The 24,463-nt window shown below is 69.6% G+C and carries 23 protein-coding genes and 4 pseudogenes; 17 read left to right on the plus strand and 10 right to left on the minus strand.

What is annotated here, in order from left to right; genetic code table 11:
• Positions 1 to 21 precede the first annotated feature (21 nt).
• Together ACWD6R_RS19055 and ACWD6R_RS19060 are read right to left on the minus strand one after the other, a co-directional pair.
• The gene (locus ACWD6R_RS19055; RefSeq protein WP_451819739.1) at positions 22 to 465 is read right to left on the minus strand and encodes a nucleoside deaminase; all 444 of its coding nucleotides are present in this window, start codon (positions 463 to 465) and stop codon (positions 22 to 24) included.
• Positions 466 to 643: 178 nt separating this feature from the next.
• Positions 644 to 1,048, minus strand: coding sequence for a PLD nuclease N-terminal domain-containing protein (locus ACWD6R_RS19060; protein WP_451819740.1), 405 nt, complete (start codon positions 1,046 to 1,048; stop codon positions 644 to 646).
• 89 nt (positions 1,049 to 1,137) lie between these two features.
• On the opposite strand from ACWD6R_RS19060, the gene ACWD6R_RS19065 reads away from it, so the two are divergent.
• Both ACWD6R_RS19065 and mqnP read left to right on the plus strand, forming a co-directional pair.
• Complete coding sequence (locus tag ACWD6R_RS19065; protein ID WP_327245798.1) at positions 1,138 to 2,595, plus strand: menaquinone biosynthesis decarboxylase; 1,458 nt, start codon at positions 1,138 to 1,140, stop codon at positions 2,593 to 2,595.
• A complete protein-coding gene (mqnP, locus tag ACWD6R_RS19070) occupies positions 2,592 to 3,509 on the plus strand; it encodes a menaquinone biosynthesis prenyltransferase MqnP (protein ID WP_451819741.1) in 918 nt (305 codons plus the stop codon). Before ACWD6R_RS19065 ends, mqnP begins: the two co-directional genes overlap by 4 nt.
• Positions 3,510 to 3,514: 5 nt before the next feature.
• Here mqnP and ACWD6R_RS19075 read toward each other — a convergent pair.
• Positions 3,515 to 3,642: pseudogene (locus ACWD6R_RS19075) on the minus strand (rhomboid family intramembrane serine protease); the annotation flags it as partial.
• 135 nt (positions 3,643 to 3,777) lie between these two features.
• Between ACWD6R_RS19075 and ACWD6R_RS19080 the strand changes: the two are divergent.
• The gene (locus ACWD6R_RS19080; protein ID WP_451819742.1) at positions 3,778 to 4,449 is read left to right on the plus strand and encodes a UbiX family flavin prenyltransferase; all 672 of its coding nucleotides are present in this window, start codon (positions 3,778 to 3,780) and stop codon (positions 4,447 to 4,449) included.
• Positions 4,450 to 4,472: 23 nt separating this feature from the next.
• Here the strand turns inward: ACWD6R_RS19080 and ACWD6R_RS19085 are convergent, their stop codons facing one another.
• Positions 4,473 to 4,607, minus strand: a complete 135-nt coding sequence (locus ACWD6R_RS19085; RefSeq protein ID WP_451819743.1) for a hypothetical protein — start codon at positions 4,605 to 4,607, stop codon at positions 4,473 to 4,475.
• Between the two features lie 132 nt (positions 4,608 to 4,739).
• Here ACWD6R_RS19085 and ACWD6R_RS19090 point away from each other — a divergent pair, with 132 nt between their 5' ends.
• The 5 genes and pseudogenes from ACWD6R_RS19090 to ACWD6R_RS19110 all read left to right on the plus strand — a co-directional run bounded on the left by ACWD6R_RS19090 (position 4,740) and on the right by ACWD6R_RS19110 (position 8,802).
• A complete protein-coding gene (locus ACWD6R_RS19090; protein WP_451819744.1) occupies positions 4,740 to 5,195 on the plus strand; it encodes an Lrp/AsnC family transcriptional regulator in 456 nt (151 codons plus the stop codon).
• 103 nt (positions 5,196 to 5,298) lie between these two features.
• Positions 5,299 to 6,462: an aminofutalosine synthase MqnE gene (gene mqnE, locus ACWD6R_RS19095; RefSeq protein WP_451819745.1), complete on the plus strand. Its 1,164-nt coding sequence runs from the start codon at positions 5,299 to 5,301 to the stop codon at positions 6,460 to 6,462.
• Between the two features lie 105 nt (positions 6,463 to 6,567).
• A pseudogene (locus ACWD6R_RS19100) lies at positions 6,568 to 6,666 on the plus strand (GNAT family N-acetyltransferase); the annotation flags it as partial.
• Between the two features lie 80 nt (positions 6,667 to 6,746).
• Positions 6,747 to 7,040 carry a DUF4229 domain-containing protein gene (locus ACWD6R_RS19105; RefSeq protein ID WP_451819746.1) on the plus strand — a complete coding sequence of 98 codons (294 nt, stop codon included), beginning with the start codon at positions 6,747 to 6,749 and terminating at the stop codon, positions 7,038 to 7,040.
• A gap of 406 nt (positions 7,041 to 7,446) precedes the next feature.
• The gene (locus ACWD6R_RS19110) at positions 7,447 to 8,802 is read left to right on the plus strand and encodes a dicarboxylate/amino acid:cation symporter (protein ID WP_451819747.1); all 1,356 of its coding nucleotides are present in this window, start codon (positions 7,447 to 7,449) and stop codon (positions 8,800 to 8,802) included.
• An 84-nt stretch (positions 8,803 to 8,886) separates the two neighbouring features.
• Here ACWD6R_RS19110 and ACWD6R_RS19115 read toward each other — a convergent pair whose 3' ends face one another.
• Positions 8,887 to 9,696 (minus strand): methyltransferase domain-containing protein, encoded by an 810-nt coding sequence (locus ACWD6R_RS19115; RefSeq protein WP_451819748.1) that lies wholly within the window; start codon positions 9,694 to 9,696, stop codon positions 8,887 to 8,889.
• 28 nt (positions 9,697 to 9,724) lie between these two features.
• On the opposite strand from ACWD6R_RS19115, the gene ACWD6R_RS19120 reads away from it, so the two are divergent.
• Complete coding sequence (locus tag ACWD6R_RS19120) at positions 9,725 to 10,126, plus strand: MerR family transcriptional regulator (RefSeq protein WP_451819749.1); 402 nt, start codon at positions 9,725 to 9,727, stop codon at positions 10,124 to 10,126.
• Here the strand turns inward: ACWD6R_RS19120 and ACWD6R_RS19125 are convergent.
• Complete coding sequence (locus ACWD6R_RS19125; protein WP_451819762.1) at positions 10,096 to 11,340, minus strand: alpha/beta hydrolase family protein; 1,245 nt, start codon at positions 11,338 to 11,340, stop codon at positions 10,096 to 10,098. The two genes, ACWD6R_RS19120 and ACWD6R_RS19125, sit on opposite strands and share 31 nt — an antisense overlap.
• Positions 11,341 to 11,886: 546 nt before the next feature.
• Between ACWD6R_RS19125 and ACWD6R_RS19130 the strand changes: the two are divergent.
• Positions 11,887 to 12,698 (plus strand): annotated as a pseudogene (locus ACWD6R_RS19130) (M23 family metallopeptidase).
• A gap of 146 nt (positions 12,699 to 12,844) precedes the next feature.
• Here ACWD6R_RS19130 and ACWD6R_RS19135 read toward each other — a convergent pair.
• Positions 12,845 to 13,282 carry a VOC family protein gene (locus tag ACWD6R_RS19135; protein WP_451819750.1) on the minus strand — a complete coding sequence of 146 codons (438 nt, stop codon included), beginning with the start codon at positions 13,280 to 13,282 and terminating at the stop codon, positions 12,845 to 12,847.
• Positions 13,283 to 13,535: 253 nt separating this feature from the next.
• Between ACWD6R_RS19135 and ACWD6R_RS19140 the strand changes: the two genes are divergently transcribed.
• The 6 genes from ACWD6R_RS19140 to ACWD6R_RS19165 all read left to right on the plus strand — a co-directional run bounded on the left by ACWD6R_RS19140 (position 13,536) and on the right by ACWD6R_RS19165 (position 21,793).
• Positions 13,536 to 14,483, plus strand: a complete 948-nt coding sequence (locus ACWD6R_RS19140) for an LLM class F420-dependent oxidoreductase (protein WP_451819751.1) — start codon at positions 13,536 to 13,538, stop codon at positions 14,481 to 14,483.
• Between the two features lie 11 nt (positions 14,484 to 14,494).
• Complete coding sequence (locus ACWD6R_RS19145; RefSeq protein WP_451819752.1) at positions 14,495 to 15,280, plus strand: SDR family NAD(P)-dependent oxidoreductase; 786 nt, start codon at positions 14,495 to 14,497, stop codon at positions 15,278 to 15,280.
• Positions 15,281 to 15,394: 114 nt separating this feature from the next.
• Complete coding sequence (locus ACWD6R_RS19150) at positions 15,395 to 16,516, plus strand: LLM class flavin-dependent oxidoreductase (protein WP_451819753.1); 1,122 nt, start codon at positions 15,395 to 15,397, stop codon at positions 16,514 to 16,516.
• A gap of 268 nt (positions 16,517 to 16,784) precedes the next feature.
• Positions 16,785 to 18,524 carry an N-acyl-D-amino-acid deacylase family protein gene (locus ACWD6R_RS19155; protein WP_451819754.1) on the plus strand — a complete coding sequence of 580 codons (1,740 nt, stop codon included), beginning with the start codon at positions 16,785 to 16,787 and terminating at the stop codon, positions 18,522 to 18,524.
• Complete coding sequence (locus ACWD6R_RS19160) at positions 18,521 to 19,981, plus strand: aldehyde dehydrogenase family protein (protein WP_451819755.1); 1,461 nt, start codon at positions 18,521 to 18,523, stop codon at positions 19,979 to 19,981. The genes ACWD6R_RS19155 and ACWD6R_RS19160 overlap by 4 nt, the downstream gene beginning before the upstream one ends.
• A gap of 246 nt (positions 19,982 to 20,227) precedes the next feature.
• A complete protein-coding gene (locus ACWD6R_RS19165; protein WP_451819756.1) occupies positions 20,228 to 21,793 on the plus strand; it encodes an APC family permease in 1,566 nt (521 codons plus the stop codon).
• 4 nt (positions 21,794 to 21,797) lie between these two features.
• Here the strand turns inward: ACWD6R_RS19165 and ACWD6R_RS19170 are convergent, their stop codons facing one another.
• From ACWD6R_RS19170 to ACWD6R_RS19180, 3 genes are read right to left on the minus strand one after another with little or no spacing between them, the layout of a single operon-like run.
• Positions 21,798 to 22,292, minus strand: a complete 495-nt coding sequence (locus ACWD6R_RS19170; RefSeq protein ID WP_451819757.1) for a hypothetical protein — start codon at positions 22,290 to 22,292, stop codon at positions 21,798 to 21,800.
• Entirely contained in the window at positions 22,289 to 22,795 is a 507-nt protein-coding gene (locus ACWD6R_RS19175) for an RNA polymerase sigma factor (RefSeq protein WP_451819758.1), read from the minus strand. Before ACWD6R_RS19175 ends, ACWD6R_RS19170 begins: the two co-directional genes overlap by 4 nt.
• Positions 22,785 to 23,300: a DUF3995 domain-containing protein gene (locus tag ACWD6R_RS19180; protein WP_451819759.1), complete on the minus strand. Its 516-nt coding sequence runs from the start codon at positions 23,298 to 23,300 to the stop codon at positions 22,785 to 22,787. The genes ACWD6R_RS19175 and ACWD6R_RS19180 overlap by 11 nt, the downstream gene beginning before the upstream one ends.
• Positions 23,301 to 23,536: 236 nt before the next feature.
• On the opposite strand from ACWD6R_RS19180, the pseudogene ACWD6R_RS19185 reads away from it, so the two are divergent.
• Positions 23,537 to 24,367 (plus strand): annotated as a pseudogene (locus ACWD6R_RS19185) (penicillin-binding transpeptidase domain-containing protein); the annotation flags it as partial.
• Positions 24,368 to 24,463: the final 96 nt, after the last annotated feature.

Here is a 24,463-nt window from a genome sequence, read left to right on the forward strand (position 1 = left end):
AGGGGTGAGGATTTTCGAACGCTATTCGGTACCGATGTCCTCGTTCCAGAGGTCGGGGTGGTCGCGGATGAACTCCCGCATCAGGGCGGTGCATTCGGGGTCGTCGAGCACTACGACCTGGACGCCGTGCTCAGCCAGCCAGTCGTGGCCGCCGTGGAAGGTGGCGGCCTCGCCGATGACCAGCCGGGAGATGCCGAACTGGCGGACCAGGCCGCTGCAGTACCAGCAGGGCGAGAGCGTGGTGACCATGGTCGTGCCGCGGTACGAACGCTGCCGGCCGGCCGCACGGAAGGCGGCTGTCTCCGCGTGCGTGGACGGATCTCCGTCCTGGACGCGGCGGTTGTGGCCCCGGCCGAGGAGCGTGCCGTCCGCGGCGTAGAGGGCCGCGCCGATGGGGATGCCGCCCTCGGCGAGACCGGCGCGGGCCTCCGCGAGGGCGGTGGCAAGCATGGTCCTGTCGTTCATGCGCGTCCTCTCCTGGTGGTCGGTGCGCGGGGGCGGCGCCCCCGGGGGCCGCTGTTCCCGGACCGCCGCTCCATGCGCGTGGTGTGCACGCGGCCCTCGAAGCGTCCCGCAGGAGCGGACAGCACGGCTGCCCCTGCTCGAACGGCCGGGGCAGCCGCTGTATCCGTGAGCCTCCGCGCTACGAGGCGGGCGGAGCGGACCCCTCGGGACCGGCCCCGCTCTCCCGGCGCTTGAGCTCCTCCTCGCGGCGGCGCAGATCCGCCTCCCAGTCCTTGAGGAGCGACTCGTCCTTCTTGCTCTCTTCCTTCAGCGCCTTCAGGAATTCCGGATTGTCGTCCGGCGCCACCCACTCGTGGCGGTGATTGCGGTGCCAGTCGGAGGGCGTACGGCCTCCGGCGGGCACCTGACGCAGCTTGCCGGCGGCCAGCCACACGATCGGGCCGACGATCCAGAAGAGCAGGATGATGAAGACCCAGGCGATCTTCGGCAGGTGCTTGGCCTCGTCCTCCGGGGTGTTCAGACAGTCGATGAACGCGTAGATCGTCAGCGCCAGAGGCAGGAGATAGATCAAGGCCCGGAACATGGTGGAAGGGTCCCCCCACGGAGAGATGGCGGGGCACTGTCCCGCCCCGGTGACGGGCCCAGGGTAGCCCGTGGCCGATACTTGACCGCATGGCTTACGACGATCTTCGTTCCCTCCTCCGGGCGCTGGAGCGCGAGGGCGAGCTCAAGCGCATCAAGGCCGAGGTCGACCCCTACCTGGAGGTCGGCGAGATCGTCGACCGGGTGAACAAGGCGGGCGGGCCCGCGCTGCTCTTCGAGAACGTCAAGGGCTCGTCGATGCCCCTGGCCATGAATGTCTTCGGGACCGACCGGCGGCTGCTGAAGGCGCTCGGGCTGAAGTCGTACGCCGATATCAGCGACAAGATCGGCGGCCTGCTGAAGCCGGAGCTGCCGCACGGCTTCGTCGGAGTGCGCGAGGCGTTCGGCAAGCTCGGCTCGATGGTGCACGTGCCGCCGAAGAAGGTGAAGTCGGACAGCGCCCCCGTGCAGGAGGTCGTCCTCACCGGCGACGACGTGGACCTGGACCGGCTGCCCGCACTCTTCACCTGGCCCGAGGACGGCGGCTCCTTCTTCAACCTGGGGCTCACCCACACCAAGCACCCGGAGACCGGCGTACGGAACCTGGGGCTCTACCGGCTCCAGCGCCATGACCGGCGCACCATCGGGATGCACTGGCAGATCCACAAGGACAGCCGCAACCACTACCAGGTCGCCGCCAAGCGCGGGGAGCGGCTGCCCGTCGCGATCGCGTTCGGGGCACCGCCCGCGGTGACGTACGCGTCCACCGCCCCGCTGCCCGGGGACATCGACGAGTATCTGTTCGCCGGGTTCATCCAGGGCAAGCGGATCGAGATGGTCGACTGCAAGACCGTGCCGCTGCAGGTCCCGGCGCAGGCGGAGGTCGTCATCGAGGGGTGGCTGGAGCCCGGGAAGATGCTTCCCGAGGGACCGTTCGGCGACCACACCGGGTTCTACACGCCGCAGGAACCGTTCCCCGCGCTGACCATCGACTGCGTGACCATGCGGAAGCGTCCGCTGCTCCAGTCGATCGTGGTGGGCCGGCCGCCGACCGAGGACGGGCCGCTGGGGCGGGCCACCGAGCGGTTCTTCCTGCCCCTGCTCAAGATCATCGTGCCGGACATCGTGGACTACCACCTGCCGGAGGCGGGCGGCTTCCACAACTGTGCGATCGTCTCGATCGACAAGAAGTACCCGAAGCACGCCCAGAAGGTGATGAGTGCCATCTGGGGCGCGCACATGATGTCGCTGACCAAACTGATCGTCGTCGTGGACTCCGACTGCGACGTCCACGATCTGCACGAGGTCGCCTGGCGGGCGCTCGGCAACACCGACTACGCCCGGGACCTCACCGTCACCGAAGGCCCGGTCGATCATCTCGACCACGCCTCCTACCAGCAGTTCTGGGGCGGCAAGGCGGGCATCGACGCGACGAAGAAGTGGCCCGAGGAGGGCTACACCCGGGACGGGGGCTGGCCGGACATGGTCGAGTCCGACCCGGAGACGGCGGCGAAGGTCGACCGCCGGTGGAAGGAGTACGGGCTGTGAGTGCGGCCGAAGCGACGCTGGGCCCCGGGTCCGCGCAACCGACCGGCAGGGTCAAGGCGTTCTTGCGGCTCGTGATGATCGAACACTCGGTCTTCGCGCTGCCCTTCGCCTACATCGCCTCGCTGACCGCGATGTTCCACCTCGACGAGAACATCCACTGGGTGCGCCTGCTGCTCGTCACCATCGCGATGGTCGGGCTGCGCACGTTCGCCATGGCCGCGAACCGGATCATCGACCGCGAGATCGACGCCCGTAATCCGCGTACCGCCGGCCGTGAGCTGGTCACCGGTGCCGTCTCCGTGAAGTCGGCGTGGACGGGCGCGCTCGTCGCCGTTGTCGTCTTCCTCGGCGCCGCCGCGCTGCTGAACCCGCTGTGTCTGGCGCTCGCTCCGATCGCCGTCGTGCCGATGGTCGTCTATCCGTACGGCAAGCGGTTCACCCACTTCCCGCACGCCATCCTCGGCATCGCGCAGGCCATAGGGCCCATCGGTGCCTGGCTGGCGGTCACCGGCAGCTGGTCGTGGGACGCGGTGATACTCGGTCTCGCGGTCGGCGTCTGGATCGGCGGCTTCGACCTGATCTTCGCCTGCCAGGACGTCCAGGCGGACCGCGCGCACGGTGTGTTCTCGGTCCCGGCCCGCTTCGGGGTCCCGGCCGCGCTGTGGGGGGCGCGGGTCTGCCATGCGGTGACGACCGGGCTGCTGGTCTGGTTCGGTCTGGCGACGGGTGCGGAGCTGTTCTACTGGATCGGGATGGTGATCGTCGCCGTGGCGTTCGTGTACGAGCACCGCGTGGTGCGGCCGCACGATCTGTCCCGGCTGAACCGGGCGTTCTTCTCCGTCAACGGATTCATCGGTATCGCGCTGTTCGCATGTGCCCTGCTGGACCTGCTGGTGCGCGGCCTCGCAGCGTAAAGGCGGGGGGTACGGCGCGGGCGGCGGAACGCGAACGCCGCGCCCACCCCTCCGATCAGCCCGAACAGATGCCCCTGCCGGCTGATCCCGTCGGCAGGACTCCCCACAACAGTGAGCCGTAGACCGCGGCGATCACGTCGGTCATGGCCGCTCCCTGTTCATGGCCGTCGACGGCCTGTCCTTCATCTGTCGGAACGCGCGGAGCCCCTCGCTCGGTTCCGCAACTCCTGCGCCGGATAGGCTCGGGGGTGTGGAATCGGGGACTTCAGTGAGTCAGCAGCAGCGGCAGCCTTGGATTGTCGGGGTTTCGGGCGCTTCAGGTACACCATTCGCCGCCGCCGTGCTGCGTGGTCTGCTGGCCGCGGGCGAGAGCGTCGACCTGGTGGTGAGCCGGGCCTCGCGGCTGACGCTGCTGGACGAGACCGGGATCGCCTTCCGCGACGCACGCTGGCAGGAGGACCTGCGGAGCTGGCTGGCGCGCGGGGCGGACGGGAAGCCGCACACCTTCGAGGTGGGCGATGCGGAGCTCGACGGCGTACGGCACTGGGCGGCCGGTGATCTCGCGGCCGGGCCGTCCTCGGGGTCGTACCCGGCGAAGGGGATGCTGATCGTTCCCGCGTCGACGGCCTGTGTGGCCGGAGTGGCGCTCGGGCTCTCGAAGGATCTGCTGCAGCGGGCCGCGAGCGTGACGCTCAAGGAGCGGCGGAAGCTGGTCGTCGCGGTGCGCGAGACTCCGCTGAACGCATCGACGCTGAAGCATCTGGTGACCCTGGACGAGGCGGGCGCCGTGGTGCTGCCCGCCTCTCCGGCGTTCTATGCGGGCGCGACGCACATCCAGGATCTGGTGGACTTCGTCGCGGGGCGGGTGCTGGACGCGGCAGGGGTGCCGCACCAGCTGTACCGCCGGTGGGAGGGGAAGCTCGGTGGCTCCCGTGACTGAGGCCGGGTTCGCCCCGGCGGGACTCAGCGCTTCTTCGGGGCGCGCGGGGTGCGGGTCTTCTCGATCCGGTGCGCGGCGGCGGGCTGGTGGGCACGCGAGCGGTTGGCCAGGTCCTGCAGCTCGCGCATCCGGGCGTAGGCCATCTCGATCGTGTACACGGTGTTTTCACTCCTGAGGATTCGAAAGCACTTCTTGGAATATCTGAAAGATTTACAGGGCGTTGGCTCTGTGTGCCTTAGATTCTACACGTAAACTCGCGGTACTGCTGAACAATGGAAGGTTTCAGTCATATGGACGCGGTGGACAGGCAGCTCATCCAGGCCCTGAGAGAGAACGGCAGGGCCTCATACGCCGAGCTGGGACGGCTCGTCGGGCTCTCCGGGCCCAGCGTTACCGACCGCATCAACCGGCTGGAAACCGCCGGTGTCATCACCGGTTATCGCGCCACTGTCGACGCCGCCTCGCTCGGGCTCGGGGTCACGGCCCTGATCGGCATCTCACTCTCCGACGCCGCCGACCACGAGGACGTCGCGCGCCGGCTCAAGGACCTCGCCGAGATCGAGGAGTGCTGGTTCATCGCGGGCGACGACTCGTTCATGCTCAAGGTGCGGGTCGGTGACGTCGACGGCCTGGAGAAGACCATCCGCCGGCTCAGCGGCACGAAGGGCGTCTCCCGGACCCGTACGACGATCGTGCTCTCCACCAAGTGGGAGAACCGGGTCGGGGAACTCCCCGAGGAGTCCTAGGCGTAACGTGGTGGAGCCCCCGGGGGACCGGGGGCTTCTGCCGGTGTCACGGCGGAATCCGGTGGAACGCACAGCACGTCAGAGACATCTGGGAGGCAGCCGCATGGACGTTGGGCTCAAGCGCGAGCTGGAGGAGAAGGTCCGCGCAGGGGAGCGGCTGACCCGCGAGGACGGCATTGCCCTCTACGAGTCGGACGACCTGGCCTGGCTCGGCGGCCTCGCCCACGAGGTGCGCACGCGCAAGAACGGTGACGTCGTGCACTTCAACGTCAACCGGCACCTCAACATGACGAACGTGTGCACCGCGTCGTGTGCGTACTGCTCGTTCCAGCGCAAGCCGGGCGAGAAGGACGCGTACACGATGCGCATCGAGGAAGCCGTCCGCCTCGCGAAGGCGATGGAGGGCGAGAACCTCACCGAGCTGCACATCGTCAACGGGCTGCACCCCACCCTCCCGTGGCGCTACTACCCGCGCTCCCTCAGCGCGCTGAAGGAAGCTCTGCCGCAGGTCTCCCTCAAGGCGTTCACCGCCACCGAGATCCACCACTTCGAGACCATCTCCGGGCTCTCCGCCTCCGAGATCCTCGACGAGCTGATCGAGGCCGGTCTGGAGTCGCTGACCGGTGGCGGCGCGGAGATCTTCGACTGGGAGGTCCGCCAGCACATCGTGGACCACAACACCCACTGGGAAGACTGGTCGCGCATCCACCGCCTCGCGCACGAGAAGGGTCTGAAGACCCCGGCGACGATGCTGTACGGGCACATCGAGGAGCCGCGTCACCGCGTCGACCATGTGCTGCGACTGCGCGAGCTGCAGGACGAGACCGGTGGCTTCCAGGTCTTCATCCCGCTGCGCTACCAGCACGACTTCGTGGACATGAAGGACGGCAAGGTCCGCAACAAGCTCCAGGCGCGGACGACGATGGCGACCGGCGCCGAGGCGCTGAAGACCTTCGCGGTCTCGCGTCTGCTCTTCGACAACGTCCCGCACGTCAAGGTCTTCTGGGTGATGCACGGCGTGCAGACCGCCCAGCTCGCGCTGCAGCACGGCGCGGACGACATGGACGGCTCGGTCGTCGAGTACAAGATCACGCACGATGCGGACAACTACGGCACGCCGAACAAGCTCGGCCGTGACGACCTGCTGGACCTGATCCGGGACGCGGGCTTCCGCCCTGTCGAGCGCAACACCCGGTACGAGATCCTCCGCGAGTACCCGGGGCCGGACGCGGACCGTCGCGAGGCGCCGCAGCCGATGCGCGTCTGACGTCCGGCACGTCCCTGCGTACCGCTCCGTACGAAAGCCCCGGCCGCCGTCCCCGGCCGGGGCTTTCTCGCGTACTGGACGGTTCTTGAGCCACCCATTCGGTACGGGCGGGTGCCGGACGCGATCCGGGGCGCCGACGGGGACGACCGCGACGACATCATCATGCTGCTCCCGCTGGACCGACCGCAGGGGTCTTCGGGCTGATCCTGCCCGCCGAAGTGATCGATTTCGGGGCATGCTTCACTGGTCGGGCAGGATTGTCGTACGTAGAGAGAAGGCCAGCCGTGTCCGCTGCCAAGCCGAGCGCAACGATCCGGTACACCCTGATGCGCCTCAGCATCTTCGTGGGCTGCCTCGTCGTCGTCGCCGTGGCTGTCACCTACGGTCTGCTGCCCTCCGGGCTCGGCGGGTCCAACGTCATGTGGATCGTCTTGCTGGCCCTGCTTCTCTCCGCGCCCCTCAGCTACGTCCTGCTGCGCAAGCAGCGCGACGAGATGTCCGCGCAGATCGCCCCCAGGATCGACCGCGCCAAGGCGCGGCTGGTGGCGAACCAGGGCCAGGAGGACGACGCCGCGTAGCGAGCGCGTGGAGCCCGTGAGGGCCGCGCGAGGGATACGTAAGGTTCCTCACACCCGCAGAGGTTTTCTTCGGAACCCCAGTACCGAGCTTCCCGCTCCTGTACTGGGGTTTCGCCGTTCCCCGGGTCCGGGCAGGTCATGGTTCCCCCAAAGAAGACCTTTGAGGCTCTCAAAGTTCAAGTGTTAACGTGTTCGACATGAAGACAGCTGTGCGCCCTCGCCGTTCGGCGAGCATTCCGCTCGTGGCGCGCCTGCATGTCGATCTCTGCCGCTGTATGTCCGCGGTCTGTTAGCCGCAACGTCGAACCGGCACCATGCAGCGGCGCCGCCCCTGACGCGGGCGCCGCACCCCCGTCCCCCCGTCTCGTTTCCGTGCGCCCCGATGCGTCACATCAGGAGTGTGTCCGTGTCCGCGAATCCCGCGTCCGCCACCGCCGGCACCGGCAAGCCGTCCGGCTCCGGTTTCCGTATACCCAAGGTCCCGTTCTGGGCCCAGATCGTCGCCGGTCTCGTCCTCGGCGTGCTGCTCGGGTGGCTCGCCCGCAGCCAGGACATCAGCTGGCTCTACACCACGCTCGACAAGGTCGGCCACCTCTTCGTCCAGCTGCTGAAGCTGGCCGTCGCCCCCCTCGTCTTCTTCGCGATCCTGGTGTCGATCACCAACCTGCGCAAGGTCAACAACGCCGCCCGGCTGGCCAGCCGCACACTGCTCTGGTTCATGATCACCTCGCTGATCGCGGTCGCCATCGGCCTCGCGATCGGTCTCATCACCAACCCGGGTTCGGGCACCGGCCTGACCCCGAAGGACGGCAAGCTGCCGGAGCACGCGGGCTCCTGGCTCGACTTCCTCACCGGGATCATCCCTACGAGCGTGATCACCCCGTTCACCGAGCTGAACGTCCTGCAGATCGTCTTCATGGCCGCCGTCGCCGGTATCGCCGCGCTCCAGCTCGGCGAGAAGGCCCAGCCGATCCTCACTCTCAGCGAGTCGATCCTGGAGCTCCTCCAGAAGGCCCTGTGGTGGGTCATCCGCCTGGCCCCCATCGGCACCATCGGCCTCATCGGCTATGCGATCGCGGACTACGGCTGGGACCTGATCGGCAAGTACGCGACGTTCACCGCCGACGTCTACATCGGCTGCGCCCTGGTGCTGTTCGGTGTGTACCCGCTGCTGCTCGCCACCGTCGCCAAGGTCAACCCGGTCCAGTTCTACAAGGGCGCCTGGCCCGCGATCCAGCTGGCCTTCGTCTCCCGCTCCTCGGTCGGCACGATGCCCGTCACCCAGAAGGTCACCGAGCGTCTCGGTGTCCCGAAGGAGTACGCGAGCTTCAGCGTCCCGTTCGGGGCGACCACGAAGATGGACGGCTGCGCCGCGATCTACCCGGCGCTGGCGGCGATCTTCATCGCCCAGATCTTCGACGTGCAGCTGGGTGTCGGTGACTACATCCTGATCGCGTTCGTCTCCGTGATCGGCTCGGCGGCCACCGCCGGTCTCACCGGTGCGACGGTCATGCTGACCCTCACGCTGTCGACGCTGGGTCTGCCGCTGGAGGGTGTGGGTCTGCTGATGGCCATCGACCCGATCCTGGACATGATGCGTACGGCCACCAATGTGGCCGGGCAGGTTGTATCACCGTTGATTGTTGCCGCACGTGAGGGCATCCTCGACCGGGATGCGTACAACTCGGCGAAGTCGTCACCGGTCGATGAGCATGACGCGCGTGACGCTGAGCAGCAGGTGAGCGTGCCGGTCGCCGCGTAACGACCACAGCTTCCGCCGAGCGCCCCCGGTCCGTCGAATGACGGACCGGGGGCGCTCGCCGTTGTGCGGGCGCGGGCCGGCACCTCAGGGAGCGGTGCCCGCGGCGACGAAGAGGGGGAGGGCGAGGAAGAGCCGGCCCGTGCGGGCGCGTGCGCGCTGGTCCGCGGTCCAGTCCGAGGCCTCCGCGGCGGTGAGTGCGCCCGTGTCCCTGGCCGCTTCTGCCAGTCCGGTGAGCATCGGCAGCGCCGCGGCGTCGGTGAGGACTGCCGTACACACCTCAGCGACGACGTCCTCGAAGCCTGCGTCCAGCAGCAGATTCCGGTGGCGGCGGGCGGCCCGGGGGCTCGGTACGGTGTCGGCCCGCGCGTGCACGACGGTGCGGGTGAGTACGGGGTCGTCGGAGTCGATGACTAAGGTGTCCCAGTCCTGCCCGATGAGGACGGCCCGCCCGCCGGGGATCAGTACGCGCCGCGCCTCGCGCAGTGCGGCAGCGGGGTCGGCGAGGGCGTGGAGCACCTTGTCGGCGCGGTAGCCGTGCAGGGAGCGGTCGGGGAAGGGGAGGGCGTACGCGTCCGCCCTCCGGATGTCCGCGCCGGGGAGCCGCTCCCGGGCGACGGCGACCATCCGCGCGTCGAGGTCCGCGCCGATGACGCGGGCACCGTGCGCGGACAGCTCGGCGACCGCGGTTCCGGTCCCGCAGCCGATGTCGACGACGGTGGTGTCCGCTCCTGCCCGGAGCAGTTCGTAGCTGTGGCGTCGGAGCGCGGCGGCGCCCGGGATCCGCTCGGCCGCATCGAGGAGCGCGGCGAGAGGCGTGGCGGATGCGGTGGTGGGAGGCGTGGCCAGGGGGGCCGGCACGGGTGCGGTCGGGGATGTGGTCCGGGGCTTGTCCATGGCCGCCAGGCTGCGACTTAATGTCGGCATGAAGTCAAGCGAGGCGGGGACTCTGCTGAGCATCGGGGACGCGGCGGCGCGCTTCGGGCTGCCCGCGCATGTGCTGCGGCACTGGGAAGCGGTGGGGCTCGTGACACCTGCGCGGGACGGTGCGGGAAGACGGCGTTACGGTACGGACGACCTCACCCGGGTCGCGGTCGTCGTCCGGGCCAAGCAGGCGGGTCTCGGCCTGGATGCGATCCGGGTTCTGGTCTCCGCCGCGGACCCCGCCGAGCGTCGGGCGGTGCTCGTCGGTGAGGCGGCGCGGCTGCGCACCCGTATCGCTGCCGTGCAGGCCTCGCTGGACCTGGTCGAGTGCGCGCTGGACTGCGAGCACGACGACTTCACCCGGTGCCCCCACTACCGCACGCACGTGGTACTCGGGCTCTGAGCGCCACGTGCGTATGCGACGCGACGTGCCCCGTTCGCGGGGCAGGGCTGCTGGAACCCGACCTCGGGGTTGTCCGGTGTCGGGCCGTCCAGGAGCGGTTGGGGCGTGCCCCGCAGATGGAGATCGAAGAAGGCCGCGACATAGTCCCGGGTGATCCGCATTGAGCGTTCGCCGGAGAGCGGTGCCTCGGGGTCGACCATGCCCAACTGGCCTGCCAGCGCGGGGACATCGGTGAAGGTGAAGTGGCCGGAGTCGGTGACGGTCAGCCAGCGCTTCCAGCCGTCCAGCCGCGCCCAGCCCTCGTCCCAGCTCTCGTCCTCACCGCCGGGATGGTGGTCGGAGGCGGTGCCGAGCATCAGGAACGGTCTGCCGTCGAGTCCGCCGGCGGGGACCGGGTCGAAGAAGGTGCCGTCCATGTCAACCCCGGCGCGCACGCGGTGGTCGGCGGCCATGGTCGAGGCGGTCGCGTTGCCGCCGATGGAATGACCGGCCATGCCGATCCGGTGCGGATCGATCATGTGGGCGTGAGGCCAGGCCGGGTGACGACCGGTCAGCCGGTCCAGTACGAAGGAGAGGTCCTTGGCCCGCCCCGTGGCCACGGCTGCCCTGCCCGTCGCCGTCGTGGTCTGTTCGCAGGCGGCGCAGGTGAGCAGGCGCCCGCCGGGGAAGGTCGTGCCGGTGGACTCGTAGGCGTGGTCGACCGTCGCGACGACGTAGCCGCGGCTGGCCAGGTCCTCGGCCAGACCGGTGAGCGTGGTCCGCGGAGTGCCGAAGCCGGGGGAGAGCACCACCAGCGGGAACCGGCCGTGTGCCGGGCGGGCGGCCAGGCGGGCGTGGGTGAGGGTGGCGCTGACCGTGGTCGCGGGGATCACGTCCTCCAGGCCCCGGGACGCCAGCATCAGCCGGGCTTCGTCCGTGGTCATGTACGGCGCGGTCGTCGTGCCGCTGGCGGGACGGGCCGGGTAGTGGACCGACACCATCAACTGCCGGGCGCCTACGGCCGGGACCCAGGGGTCCGGGCGGCTCCAGTCGGTCAGATGCAGGGTGTCCCGGCCTGTCGCGTAGGGTCCGGTCGGCCTGGGAACCTCCAGCGACGGTTCGGTGGCGGCGTGTGCCGCAGGGGGCGCATCGGGACGGGTTCCGGGACCCGGGGCGGCTAAGAGCCTGTCGGGTGACCTTCGATCGGAAAGCGGACGCGGTCTGGTGCGTGCGATTCCAAGGCGCCGGAAGGCCCTCGTAGCGGAGCTACTAGGGCATTTCGGCAACGCGGGAAGCGTGCGTGCCAGGGCGTGGCCGCCCGATCAGAGGTCACCCGACAGGCTCTAAGGCGGTCGAGGGTGCGGCGAGCAGGACGGCCAGGGCGATCGCCGCGGCCGTGGCCCGGCTGCGAGGACTGATCATGGTGAAGACGCTACGGATCCGGCTGTGCGGGAACATCGCGCGCAGGGGGGAACCGCTGCCCCACCACAGGGTGATCCCGGGCTCCGGAAGACCCGACTTTCGACGGAGGCATAACCGGCCACTCGACGGCCGCGGAAGTCCTCTTCGTACGACGGGCCAAGGGCTCCTCCCGCACGGCACGCGGCATCCCGGAAGTAGGCCACCACTAAAGCCTGTTCGCGACTTTGGGCCCTACGCATACGTCCTCTGGGCCCAGTGGGTCTATGGGGGAGGCTGAAACTCCGGCACCCTTGAGTCCGTTCAACCCGGATTGATGCCCCGCACCGCACTCCACGCCCGGATTTCGACTCGGAGGACGTATGCGATCCCTACGTATCGCCCTGCTGGCCCTCGTGGCTCTGCTCGCAGGACTGCTCACGGCAACTCCCGCCGCAGCGGCGCCGAACTTCAAGGCACCGTTCCCCTGCGGCCAGACCTGGACCTACAGCCACCATTCGGCGGAGGTCAGATCGGCGCTCGACTTCGTCCGCACGGACGGCGGTGCCACCGCCGGGACTCCGGTCCTCGCCTCGTCCGGCGGGACCGCACACCGCTACTCCCAGCCCAGCGGCGCGGGCAACTACATCGTGATCGACCACGGCGGCGGCTGGCAGACCTACTACTTCCACCTCGCCTCCTACTCCGTCGCCGACGGTGCCTCGGTCAACCAGGGCCAGCAGATCGGCGTGACGGGCACGACCGGCAACAGCTCCGGCGCCCACATCCACTACGAGCAGCTGTACAACGGTGTCGGACAGACCATCGCGATCAACGGCCAGTCGCTGGCCCCGTACCCCGGTTCGTACTACAGCAAGTACCTGACCAGCGACAACGGTTGTGGTGGCGGGAAGTACTGGGTGGACACGTTCGCCAATGCGACGGGTTACGCCGCAGCCAACACCGTTGACGCACAGGGCGTACTGAACGCGGGCACGAACTACGTCTACTGCAAGGTGTGGGGCGCCCAGGTCGCTCGGGCAGCGCCTACAACCACTGGTGGCTGAAGACCGACCTGGACACGGTCTACGCGGGCAAGAACGGTCGCGGCGCGTACGTCTCCGCGTACTACCTCTCGCGCTGGGGCAACGACGAGGCGCGCGACAACAATGGCACGGTCATTCCGACCTGCTGACGGTCCGGTGGGTGGTCCCGTCCGTTTCCCGGGAGGGGGCGAACGGGACCGCCGGGGCAAGCGGGTGCGCGGGACGGGACAGCACAGTTCCGCCGCGATGCGCGGACGTCGCCCGGTGGATCACGCATGGACTGACGGAGCCGGAGTCAGAGCACGCAGAACTCGTTGCCTTCCGGGTCGGCCATCTCCCCGTGATCGGGCCTGCCGTCCATGTCGTGCTCGCGCACCACCGTCGCACCTGCCGAGGTCAGGCGCTCGACCGCCTCGACGACACGCGGCCACCGCTCCTCCCACGGTGTGTCCCGGCCGCCGCCGGCCTGTACGTCCAGATGAACCCGGTTCTTCGCCACCTTCGGCTCCGGCACCTTGGGGAAGGACAGCGTCGGCCCCACGCCGTCCGGGTCGCACAGGTACGCGCCGTCGTCCCACTCCTCCTCCGGGACACCGTGGTGGGCGAACCACTCCTCCCAGCTGCCGAAACCGGCGGGCGGAGGCTTCGGCACGTAGCCGAGGGCGAGCGCCCAGAACTCCGTGAGCCTGGTCGGCTGCGCGCAGTCGAGCGTCACGGTCCACCTGGTCGGCATGGCTCCTCCTCGGTCCGGGGCGAGTGGTGGGGACCGTACCGCGTACCTCTGACACTCACGGACCGCCGGCCTCAGCCGATGTCCTTGAGGACGGCATTTCCGGCGGTCCGGCGACCGGTCGGGGTGACGGATCCGTCGTTCTTCTCCCCCCTCTTGTCTGATGCATCGTCAGGTACGACGATGGCACCCGCCTCGAAAAATGACGAAGTGTCAGAGCCGGTCGGGGTGGAAGCGGAGGAAGGGAGGCGACCCGGTGCCGATACTGCCCGCCGGGCGGCTGTCGTACGGGATGCAGCTCCCGGTCCAGTCGCAGAGCACCATCTATACGGAAGCGTGGGAGGCCTCGGCCGGGCCCGGTGATCTCGCAGAGATCGCCCGCACCGCCGACCGCACCGGCTTCGCCTATCTGGCGAGCTGCGACCACGTCGCGATTCCGCGGCGGCTCGCCGATGGCATGGGCACCGTCTGGTACGACCCGGTGGCCACCCTCGGCTTTCTCGCCGGGATCACCGAGCGTGTCCTGCTGATGAGTCATGTCGCCGTCGTCGGGCTGCGTCATCCGCTCGCCACCGCCAAGCAGTACGCCACGCTCGACCATCTGTCCGGCGGCCGGCTGATCCTCGGGGTCGGGGCCGGGCACGTGCGGGAGGAGTTCGAGGCGCTCGGGGCGGACTTCGACGGGCGCGGCGCCGTGCTCGACGAGACCATCGACGCGCTGAAGGCGGCGCTCGGGCCTGCGGAGTACCCGGAGTTCGCCGGGGAACGGTTCTCGTTCAGCGGGCTCGGGCAGCGGCCGCGGCCCGCGCAGGAGCGGGTGCCGGTCTGGGTGGGCGGTTCCTCGCCCGCCGCGGTGCGCCGGGCCGCGCTGCGGGGTGACGGGTGGCTGCCGCAGGGGGATCCCAGGGACCGGTTGCCGCAGCAGATCGCCAGGGTGCGGGTGTTGCGGGAGGAGGCCGGTATCGAGGCGCCGCTGACCGTCGGTGCCATCACCGAGCCGCTGTACGTGGGGGAGCCGGGGTGGGCCGTGGGGCGGCGCACGCTCAGTGGGAAGCCGGAGGCGCTCGCCGAGTCCTTGCGCGCGTACGGGGCGATGGGGGTGCATCAGATCCAGGTGCGGTTCCGCACCCGGAGCCGCAGCGAACTGACCGATCAGATGGCGGCGTTCGCCGCCGATGTCGCTCCCTACCTCGACCGGCAGTAAGGAGTACGGGCATGGGCAAGCTGGATGGGCGTGTCGTCCTCATCAGCGGCGCCGCGCGCGGGCAGGGCGAGCAGGAGGCGCGGCTCTTCGTCGCGGAGGGCGCCCGGGTGGTGATCGCCGATGTGCTCGACGACCAGGGGGAGGCCCTGGCGAAGGAACTGGGGGAGGGGGTCGCCCGGTTCGTGCATCTCGATGTGAGCCGGGAGGAGGAGTGGCAGGGCGCGGTCGCCGCCGCCAGGGACGCCTTCGGGAAGATCGACGGCCTGGTCAACAACGCGGGGATTCTCCGGTTCAACGAACTGGTGACCACCCCTCTGGAGGAGTTCCAGCAGGTGGTGCAGGTCAACCAGGTGGGCGCCTTCCTGGGGATCAAGAACGTCGCGCCGGAGATCGAGGCCGCGGGCGGCGGGACGATCGTCAACACCGCCTCGTACACCGGACTCACCGGCATGGCCTTCGTCGGTGCGTACGCCGCGACCAAGCATGCCGTGCTCGGGCTGACCAGGGTCGCGGCGGTGGAGCTCGCGAGCAAGGGGATACGGGTCAACGCGGTGTGCCCGGGGGCCGTGGACACCGCGATGACCAACCCGGCCGCACTCGATCCCGCCGCGGACCCGGAGGAGTCCCGGGCGGCGGTGGCGGAGCTCTACAGGAAGCTCGTGCCGCTGGGGCGGATCGGGCAGCCGGAGGAGGTCGCGGCCCTGGCGCTCTTCCTGACCTCGGAGGACTCCTCGTACATCACCGGGCAGCCGTTCGTCATCGACGGCGGGTGGCTGGCCGGGGTCAGTCTGTTCTGAGTACACCAAGAGCTGACGATGTGTCAGGTATTGACGGGTCGGGCGGCCGGTGGAACAGTCGGTCGCATCACAATCTGACGAGGTGTCAGAAATGATTGAGGACGGTGAACCTCCTTGGAATTCGGGCTGTTTGTACAGGGGTACGTGCCCGCCGCGCGCGCCGAGGCCGACCCCGAGGCAGAGCACAAGGCGCTGATCGAGGAGACCGAGTACGTCATCCAGGCGGACAGGTCCGGTTTCAAGTACGCCTGGGCCTCCGAGCACCACTTCCTGGAGGAGTACTCGCATCTCTCGGCCAACGACGTGTACCTGGGGTACCTCGCGCACGCCACGGAACGGATCCACCTCGGATCCGGCATCTTCAACCCCCTCGCCCCCGTCAACCACCCCGTGAAGGTGGCCGAGAAGGTCGCCATGCTCGACCATCTGTCGGAAGGCCGCTTCGAGTTCGGCTCGGGGCGCGGGGCCGGCAGCCACGAGATCCTCGGGTTCATGCCGGGCATCACCGACATGAACCACACCAAGGAACTCTGGGAAGAGACCATCGCCGAGTTCCCCAAGATGTGGCTCCAGGACGAGTACGTCGGCTTCCAGGGCAAGCACTGGTCGCTGCCGCCCCGCAAGATCCTGCCGAAGCCGTACGGCACGTCCCACCCGGCAATGTGGTACGCGGCGGGGTCGCCGTCCTCGTATGCCATGGCGGGCCGGAAGGGCCTCGGCGTGCTGGGCTTCAGCGTGCAGAAGGTCTCCGACATGGAGTGGGTCGTCGAGTCGTACAAGACGGCCGTCAAGGACGCGGAGCCGGTCGGTGGCTTCGTCAACGACAACGTCATGGTGACGTCCACGGCCATCTGTGCCGAGACGCACGCCAAGGCGGTCGAGATCGCGGCCGGCGGCGGGCTGAACTACCTTCAGTCGCTGCTGTTCCGCTACCACGACACGTTCCCGCGGCCCGAGGGCATTCCGCAGTGGCCGGAGCTGCTGCCCGAGTACAGCGAGGAGATCATCGAACTGCTGATCGCCGAGGAGCTGATGATCTGCGGGGATCCGGACGAGGTGCTGCGGCAGTGCAAGCGGTGGGAGCAGGCGGGGGCGGATCAGCTGAGCTTCGGGCTGCCGATCGGGATCAGTCCCGAGGACACGATGACCTCGATCCGGCTGATCGGTGAGCACGTGATTCCGGAGATCGATACGGATCCGGTGCATCGGACCTCGCGGTTCCGGGCGGCGGCGTAGGCGGGGGCTCCGCCCCCGGACCCCCGCTCCTCAATCGCCGGAGGGGCTTGATTTTCCGGCTGAGCCCGGAATCCCAGCCTCGTCTGCGGCGCAGGCCCCGGGGGCTCCGCCCCCCGGACCCCCGCGCCTCAAACGCCGGCGGGGCTTGATTTTGCCGGAGGGCTGAAGAGACGAGCGGCGTCTTCCCGGACCGTCGCTCCGCGAGCCGGGGTGCGTACCGCGGTCGTACGCACCCCGGCTGCACACCCACCGCAGAAGGGAACCCGTCATGCTCGACCACCTCATCCGCGGAGCGACCGTCGTGGACGGCACCGGCGCTCCCCCGTACACCGCCGACCTCGGCATCCGCGACGGCCGCATCGCCGTCGTCGCCGAGCCCGGCACCCTCACCGAGGAGTCCGCGACCTCGCAGGACGCCACCGGACTCGTGCTCGCCCCCGGCTTCGTCGACCCCCACACCCACTACGACGCCCAGCTCTTCTGGGACCCGTACGCCACCCCGTCCATGAACCACGGCGTCACCACCGTCGCCGGCGGCAACTGCGGCTTCACCCTCGCCCCGCTCCACCCCGGCCGGCCCGAGGACGCCGACTACACGCGCCGCATGATGTCCAAGGTCGAGGGCATGGCCCTCAAGGCGCTGGAGGAAGGCGTCGACTGGTCCTGGTCCAGCTTCCGCGAGTACCTCGACGCCCTCGAAGGACGCATCGCGGTCAACGCCGGGTTCATGGTGGGTCACTGCGCCCTGCGACGGCACGTCATGGGCGCCGACGCGGTCGGCGGACAGCCCACCCCCGCCCAGCTCGACGCGATGCTGCGCCTCCTCCACGACGCCATGGACGCCGGGGCGTGGGGGCTCTCCACCACCCAGTCCGCCACCCACTCCGACGGCGACGGCAGGCCCGTCGCCTCCCGGCACGCCCTCCCCGAGGAACTCCTCGCGTTCTCCCGCGCCGTCGGCGAACACGAAGGCACCCAGCTCGAAGCGATCGTCGCGGGCTGCCTCGACCAGTTCTCCGACGACGAGATCGACCTCCTCGTCGACATGACCGCGACCGCCGGACGCCCGCTGAACTGGAACGTCCTCACCATCGACGCCGCCGTCCCCGAACGGGTACCGCGCCAGCTCGTTCCCAGCGAACGGGCCCGCCGCGCGGGCGGCCGGATCGTCGCCCTCACCATGCCGATCCTCACCCCCATGAACATGTCGCTCGGCACCTTCTGCGCCCTCAATCTCATCCCCGGCTGGGGCGAGATCCTCTCCCTCCCCGTCCCCGAGCGGATCGAACGGCTCCGCGACGCCGGCACCCGCGCCGAGATGCTCCGCCGCGCGGACAGCAAGGAGGCAGGAGTCTTCCGGCGCCTCGCCGGCTTCGGCCGGTACGTCATCGGCGATACGTACAGTGCGGCGAACGAGGGGCTCAGCGGGCGCGTCGTCCGCGACATCGCCGCCGAGCGCGGCCAGGACCCCTTCCACTGCCTCGTCGAGATCTGCGCCGCCGACGAGCTCCGTACGGTGCTGTGGCCCATGCCCACCGACAACGATCCGGACTCCTGGGCGCTGCGGCAGCAGACCTGGGAACACGAGGACGTCATGCTCGGCGGCTCCGACGCGGGCGCCCATCTGGACCGGATGTGCGGAGCCCCGTACACCACCCGTTTCCTCGGCGACTGCTTGCGCGGCCGGAAACTCGTCTCCCTGCCCGCCGCCGTCAAAATGCTCACCGACGACCCCGCCCGGCTCTTCGGGCTGCGCGACCGCGGCCGGATCCAGGAGGGTTTCCACGCCGACCTCGTCCTCTTCGACCCCGAACGCATCGACGCCGGGCCCGCCACCCTCGTACACGATCTGCCCGGCGACAGCCCGCGCCTCGACTCCAAGGCCATCGGCATCGTGTCGGTCCGCGTCAACGGCGTGGAGACGCTGCGCGACGACAAGGTGACCGGTGCGGTCCCCGGCACGGTGCTCCGCTCCGGCCGCGACACCCGGACGGTGAGCACCCAGTGACCACACCCCAGCGCCTCTTCATCGGCGGCGAGTGGACCGAACCCGACGACGGTCACTACGAGGTGATCAACCCGGCCACGGAGGACGTCGTCGGTCTCGCGCCCGAGGCGAGCCGCGCGCAGGTGTACGCGGCGGCCGCCGCGGCCCGCGAAGCCTTCCCCGCCTGGTCCCGCACCCGCCCCGAGGAGCGCGCGGCGATCCTCGACCGCGCCGCCGATCTGATGCAGCGCGACCTCGCCGCCAACGCCGCACTCGCCCGGGCGGAGAGCGGCGCGACGACGGGAACGGCCCGGTCCATGCAGGCCGCCGTCGGCGCGGCCCGCTTCCGGCGGTACGCGAGGGGCGCCCTGGAGCCGGTAGAGGAGGCGATCCCCCCGCAGATCAACGAGGCCGGACCGATGGGCAGGGCAGGTGTCTTCGGCGCACTCGCCGTACGCCAGCCGGTCGGTGTCGTCACCTGCATCACCTCGTACAACAACCCCTGGGCCAACCCGGCCGGCAAGGTCGCCCCCGCGCTCGCCATGGGCAACACGGTCGTCGTGAAGCCCGCCCCGCAGGACCCGCTCTCCGTCTACCGGATGGCCGAGGCGCTCGCGGAGGCGGGCGTACCGGCGGGCGTCGTCAACGTCGTCACCGGTTCGGGCCCCGCGGCGGGCGAGGCGGCCGTCGACTCCCCGGACGTCGACATGGTCAGCTTCACCGGCTCCACGGCGGTCGGACAGCGCATCGCCGAGGTGTGCGGGCGCGGGATGAAGCGGCAGCTGATGGAGCTGGGCGGCAAGGGCGCCGCGGTCGTCCTCGACGACGCCGGCCTGGACGCGGCGGTGGCGGGCATCGGCACGACCTTCTCCTTCTACAGCGGCCAGATCTGCACGGCTCCGACGCGCGTCCTCGTCCAGCGGGGCGTCCACGACGCGCTGATCGAGAGGCTCACCGCGTACGCAGGTCATCTGCCGGTCGGCGACCCGGCGGCGAAGGGGACGGTCGTCGGACCGGTCATCTCCGCGGCCCACCGCGACCGCATCGAGTCGTACGTCGAACTGGGCCGGAAGGAGGGCGCCCGGGTCGTCACGGGCGGCGAGCGACCGGCAGGACACGACCGCGGCTTCTATGTCGCACCGACGCTCCTCGCCGACTGCACCAACGACATGCGGGTCGTCCGGGAGGAGATCTTCGGCCCGGTCGTCGTGGTCGTCGCCTTCGACGACGAGGAGGAGGGCATCGCACTCGCCAACGACAGCGACTACGGACTGATCGACTACGTCTGGTCCGGGGACGTGGCGCGGGCCTTCGGGGTGGCGCGGCGGCTGCGCGCGGGCGGGGTCGGGGTGAACACGATCGGCCGGAACATGGAGGCACCGTTCGGCGGGTTCAAGAGGAGCGGGGTGGGGCGTGACGTGGGTTCGTACGCGCTGCATGCGTACAGCGAACTCCAGGCGATCGTCTGGCCGGGCTGAGCATCGGGGCGGGGCGGTCGTCCGGATAACGGACAAGCGCGGGAAAATTTCGAATCAGTATAAATCGGACAGTGCTGCGGTTCTCGTACGATGATCCAATCGAGCGGGACCATCAATTGAGTGGCGATCTGCGATGTTCACATTCAATTCACCTGCGTTCGGCGATAATTGGCCAGTCAATCCAAGGATGAGACGCTGGAGTCTCGCACTCCGGATATGGATATCGCAGCGCATATCGTCCTCTTTATGACTCAGTTGGACGTGCGGCCGGAGGCCGGAGACACGGGCCGGGGCACCGCCCCGGCCGACGGCGGTGTTCGCAGCAAGGGCCTGGGCGGCAACTCCGTCGGTCTGATGGGCAGCGCCGTCATCGGCATCTCGACCGTCGCCCCCGTCTATTGCCTCACCTCCACCCTCGGCTCCACCGCGGGCGAGGTCGGCGTCCAGATGCCCGCGATCTTCCTGGCCGGCTTCCTGCCCATGCTGCTGGTCGCCTTTGCCTACCGCGAACTCAACAAGGTCATGCCGGACTGCGGCACCTCCTTCACCTGGACGGTGAAGGCATTCGGCCCGCGCGTCGGCTGGATGTGCGGCTGGGGCCTGGTCATCGCCACGATCATCGTCCTGTCGAACCTGGCAGGCGTGGCGACCTCGTACTTCTGGCTGCTCGCGGGCGAGATCACCGGCAGCGACTCGATCGCCGCCCTGGACGACAACAAGCCCGTCCACATCCTCACCTGCCTCACCCTGATCGCGGTCGCCACAGCGATCAGCTACCGGGGGATGACAGCCACAAAGGGCATCCAGTACGCACTGGTGGGGCTCCAACTCGTGGTCCTCGCCCTGTTCGTGGCGATGGCGGTGCAGAAGGGGGCGAGCGGCGACTTCGCGTCGTCGGTCCACTTCTCGTGGTCGTGGCTGAACCCGTTCGCGGTGCAGTCCTTCGCCGCCTTCACCGCCGGCCTGTCGCTGTCGATCTTCATGTTCTGGGGCTGGGACGCCTGCCTGACCGCCAACGAGGAGACGTCCGGCAGCGAGAAAACCCCCGGCCGCGCCGCACTCATCGCGATGGTCGTCCTGGTCGGCTCCTACCTGGCGACCGGCATCGCCGCCCAGATGGCCGTCGGCTCCGGCACCACCGGTCTCGGCCTGGCCAACCCGGACACCTCCGACAACGTCTTCGCCGCACTGGCCGGCCCGATCATGGGTCCTGGCCTCGGCATCCTGCTGTTCGTCGCCGTCCTCGCCTCGGCCGCGGCGAGCCTCCAGACCACGTTCATCCCCGTGGCGCGCACGGTGCTGGCCATGTCCACGTACGAGGCCCTGCCCGCCTCGTACGCCCGGGTCCACCCGCGCTTCAAGACGCCCGGGAGGGCAACCGTCACGGCGGGCGTCGCGACCGGTGTCTTCTACACGGTCATGACCCTGGTCAGCGAGCACGTCCTGGTCGACACGATCTACGCGCTCGGCCTCATGATCTGCTTCTACTACGCGCTGACGGCGTTCGCCTGCGCCTGGTACTTCCGCGCCGAACTCACCCGCTCCGCCCGCGACCTGGTCTTCAAGGGCCTCTTCCCGGTCGTCGGCGGCATCCTGCTCACCGCCGTCTTCGGCAAGACCCTCTACGACATGTGGGACCCGGCGTACGGCTCCGGCTCGTCGGTCTTCGGGGTCGGTTCGGTGTTCGTGATCGGCGTGGGGCTGCTGCTGCTCGGCGTGGTGCTGATGGTGGCGATGCAGCGCAGGAGCCCCTCGTTCTTCCGCGGCGAGGTGCTGACGAAGGAGACCCCGGCGCTCGTCGTCGAGGACTGAGCGGTCACCCCGCCACCCGCCCCTCCAGCCGTCCCAGCACCCGTCGCCCCGCCCGCCCCACGGCCACGGGAACCAGAGCGGCGTGGCCCGGGACGCGTACGCCGCCGGTGAACGCCACCAGGGTGTGGTCCTGGGCGGTCGCGGACGGAGTGGCCGCCATGCCGATCAGCAGGAAGCGGCTCTGCAGCCATACCCAGCCGGGACGGCGGATGCCGTCGAAGCGGGCCCGCAGGCCGAGGCGGCCCACGGCCACGGCCTCGATGCGGTCGCCATCCGCACGGGTCACGCGCAGGCCGCGCATGTCCGGGACCAGGCGGGCCAGTTCGCCGTCCAGGTCCGCGAGGAGCGGGGCGATCGTGTCGTACGGGGCGGCGATCTCGCGGGTGGTGACACGGGCACCGCGGACGCCCGCCACGAGGGCGTGCAGGCGGCGGACCGGGTCGAGGACGGTTGCGGTGGGCCAGGGGGCGGAGCCCGGGGCGGAGTGGTTGTCGGTCATGACGACCAGGCCTTTCTGAAGGAGTCCCGGGCCCGGTGCAGCCGTGACTTCACGGTGCCTACGCGCAGGCCGAGCAGTGCGGCGGCGGACTGTTCGTCGAAGCCCTCGATGTCGCGCAGGACCAGTACCGCGCGGTGTTCGGGGGAGAGCCGGGCGAGGGTGTCGTCGATGTCGGCGGCCAGCTGCGGGTCGCCGCGGCCGGGCAGCGAGGTGAGGTCGGCGGGGACGGCACGGGCGGTGCGGCGGGCGACACGGACCGCTTCGCGGCAGGCGATCGCGCGCACCCAGCCGTACAGCGCGGCCGGTTCCTTCAGCGTCCGCAGACCGCGGAAGACGGCGACCAGGGTCTCCTGCACGGCGTCCGGTCCGTCGGCGAGCGCGATGGGCGTGCAGATGCGGCCCGCGTACGGGGTGAGGAGGTCGAGGAGTTCGTTCATGGCGATCGTGTCGCCGCGCTGGGCGGCGCGTACCAGCGGCACCGCGCGGTCGTGGTCATCGGACACGGGCGGGGGCTTCCTCCGTCGCGGTCTCGTTCTTTCTGGAGTCGTCCGTCGCCGCCAGTCGGAACGCGGCGGTGGACATGGCCAGGCACAGGGGCGTGTACAGGGCCAGGTTGAGCCAGTAGAACGTGTCTCCCGCCCCGTCGTCGAGACCCGCCCGTACGCCGAACGCCCAGGCGACGCCCGCCAGTCCGCGGACTGCCGCACCGCAGCCGACGGCCAGTGTCGCGGCTTGCAGGAGACGGCCGAGGCGGTGGCGGCGGCCCAGCCGGGCGCGGGCCACGACCAGTGCGGATCCGGTCAGCAGCATGGTGGCCAGGGGGAGCAGGACCGGCGGGGTGAACGGCACGTCGGCGCCCAGTACCGCGTACGAGAGCGTCGTGACGTCCTGTGCGGGCCAGGTGGAGCCGGTGGACCAGAAGAGGTGCAGCAGGGCGTCCGTGGTCAGGACGGTGGCGATGGCGGCGGCGAGCGCGGTGGGGGTGGCGGTGGGGCGGGTCGGGCGCATGACGGCTCCTCTGCGAAGAACGGGTGACGGGATGCGTCACCCCACAGAGGAGCCGGACCGGGGATTCGTTCCCCGGTCAGTGCGACGTAGTGCGTTTCATGGTGCGGGAGCCGGTGACAGCGGCACCCGGGCGGGCCCGCGCCCCCTTCCGCGGGCCCGCCCCGGTGCAACCGTTCGCCCGGTATGCGCATCTTCCACTGCTGAAGATCAAACCGGTTCCGGGGAGCGGGGGAACGATGAACAGGCCGTTGCGACACATAGCCATCTTCTGCGGGCTGCTGGTGATGGCCCTGCTGCTGCGGACGAACTGGCTTCAGTACTTCCAGCGCGAGGCACTCTCCACCGACAAGCACAATCGCCGGGTGCAGATCGCCCAGTTCGCCACTCCGCGCGGCGACATCATCGTCGGCGGCAAGGCGATCACCGGCTCCAAAGCGGTCGACGGCGCGGAATTCAAGTATCAGCGGACCTTCAAGCAGGGCGCGATGTACGCCCCCGTCACCGGCTACGCCTCCCAGGCGCAGGGCATGTCCCTCCTGGAGAAGACGTACGACACCATCCTCAGCGGCCAGGACGACCGGTTCGCCTTCCGGCACGCCAAGGACATCCTCACCGGTGAGCAGCGCCGCAGCGGCGATGTGATCACCACCATCGACCCCAAGGCGCAGGAAGCCGGCTACAAGGGACTGACCGACCTCGGCGCCCGGGGCGCGGTCGTCGCGCTCGATCCGCGTACGGGCAAGGTCCTGGCGCTCGTCTCCACCCCCTCGTACGACCCGTCCGTCTTCGCCGGGAACACGTTCAAGGAGGGCCACCGGTTCCAGGCGCTCGTCGAGGACAAGAGCAAGCCGCTGGCCAACCGCCCACTGCGCGAGACCTTCCCGCCCGGCTCCACCTTCAAGATCCTCACAGCGGCCGCGGCCCTGGAGAACGGCGTGGTCACGGATGTCGACGCCGCGTCCGACGCGGTCTCCCCGTACCCCCTGCCGCTCTCCTCGAACAGGATCAGCAGTGAGGCGGGTGACGCCGTCTGCAACAAGGCGTCGATGAAGACCGCCATGCAGCACTGGCGGTTTCCACTGATCGTTGCGAATCAGCGGTAGGCGAGTTCCTTTGACCAGCGTCTCATGGCCTCGGCGGGGGTGCGGTCGCCCAGGACGCGG

It is taken from the genome of Streptomyces sp. NPDC005151 (genome assembly GCF_053599875.1).

Bases quoted from the DNA above. Each gene is read 5' to 3' on its own strand.
- ACWD6R_RS19055 (WP_451819739.1), bottom strand. From the start codon at position 465: ATGAACGACAGGACCATGCTTGCCACCGCCCTCGCGGAGGCCCGCGCC.
- ACWD6R_RS19060 (WP_451819740.1), bottom strand. From the start codon at position 1,048: ATGTTCCGGGCCTTGATCTATCTCCTGCCTCTGGCGCTGACGATCTAC.
- ACWD6R_RS19065 (WP_327245798.1), top strand. From the start codon at position 1,138: ATGGCTTACGACGATCTTCGTTCCCTCCTCCGGGCGCTGGAGCGCGAG.
- ACWD6R_RS19090 (WP_451819744.1), top strand. From the start codon at position 4,740: ATGGACGCGGTGGACAGGCAGCTCATCCAGGCCCTGAGAGAGAACGGC.
- mqnE (WP_451819745.1), top strand. From the start codon at position 5,299: ATGGACGTTGGGCTCAAGCGCGAGCTGGAGGAGAAGGTCCGCGCAGGG.
- ACWD6R_RS19115 (WP_451819748.1), bottom strand. From the start codon at position 9,696: ATGGACAAGCCCCGGACCACATCCCCGACCGCACCCGTGCCGGCCCCC.
- ACWD6R_RS19120 (WP_451819749.1), top strand. From the start codon at position 9,725: ATGAAGTCAAGCGAGGCGGGGACTCTGCTGAGCATCGGGGACGCGGCG.
- ACWD6R_RS19135 (WP_451819750.1), bottom strand. From the start codon at position 13,282: ATGCCGACCAGGTGGACCGTGACGCTCGACTGCGCGCAGCCGACCAGG.
- ACWD6R_RS19145 (WP_451819752.1), top strand. From the start codon at position 14,495: ATGGGCAAGCTGGATGGGCGTGTCGTCCTCATCAGCGGCGCCGCGCGC.
- ACWD6R_RS19155 (WP_451819754.1), top strand. From the start codon at position 16,785: ATGCTCGACCACCTCATCCGCGGAGCGACCGTCGTGGACGGCACCGGC.
- ACWD6R_RS19165 (WP_451819756.1), top strand. From the start codon at position 20,228: ATGACTCAGTTGGACGTGCGGCCGGAGGCCGGAGACACGGGCCGGGGC.
- ACWD6R_RS19170 (WP_451819757.1), bottom strand. From the start codon at position 22,292: ATGACCGACAACCACTCCGCCCCGGGCTCCGCCCCCTGGCCCACCGCA.
- ACWD6R_RS19180 (WP_451819759.1), bottom strand. From the start codon at position 23,300: ATGCGCCCGACCCGCCCCACCGCCACCCCCACCGCGCTCGCCGCCGCC.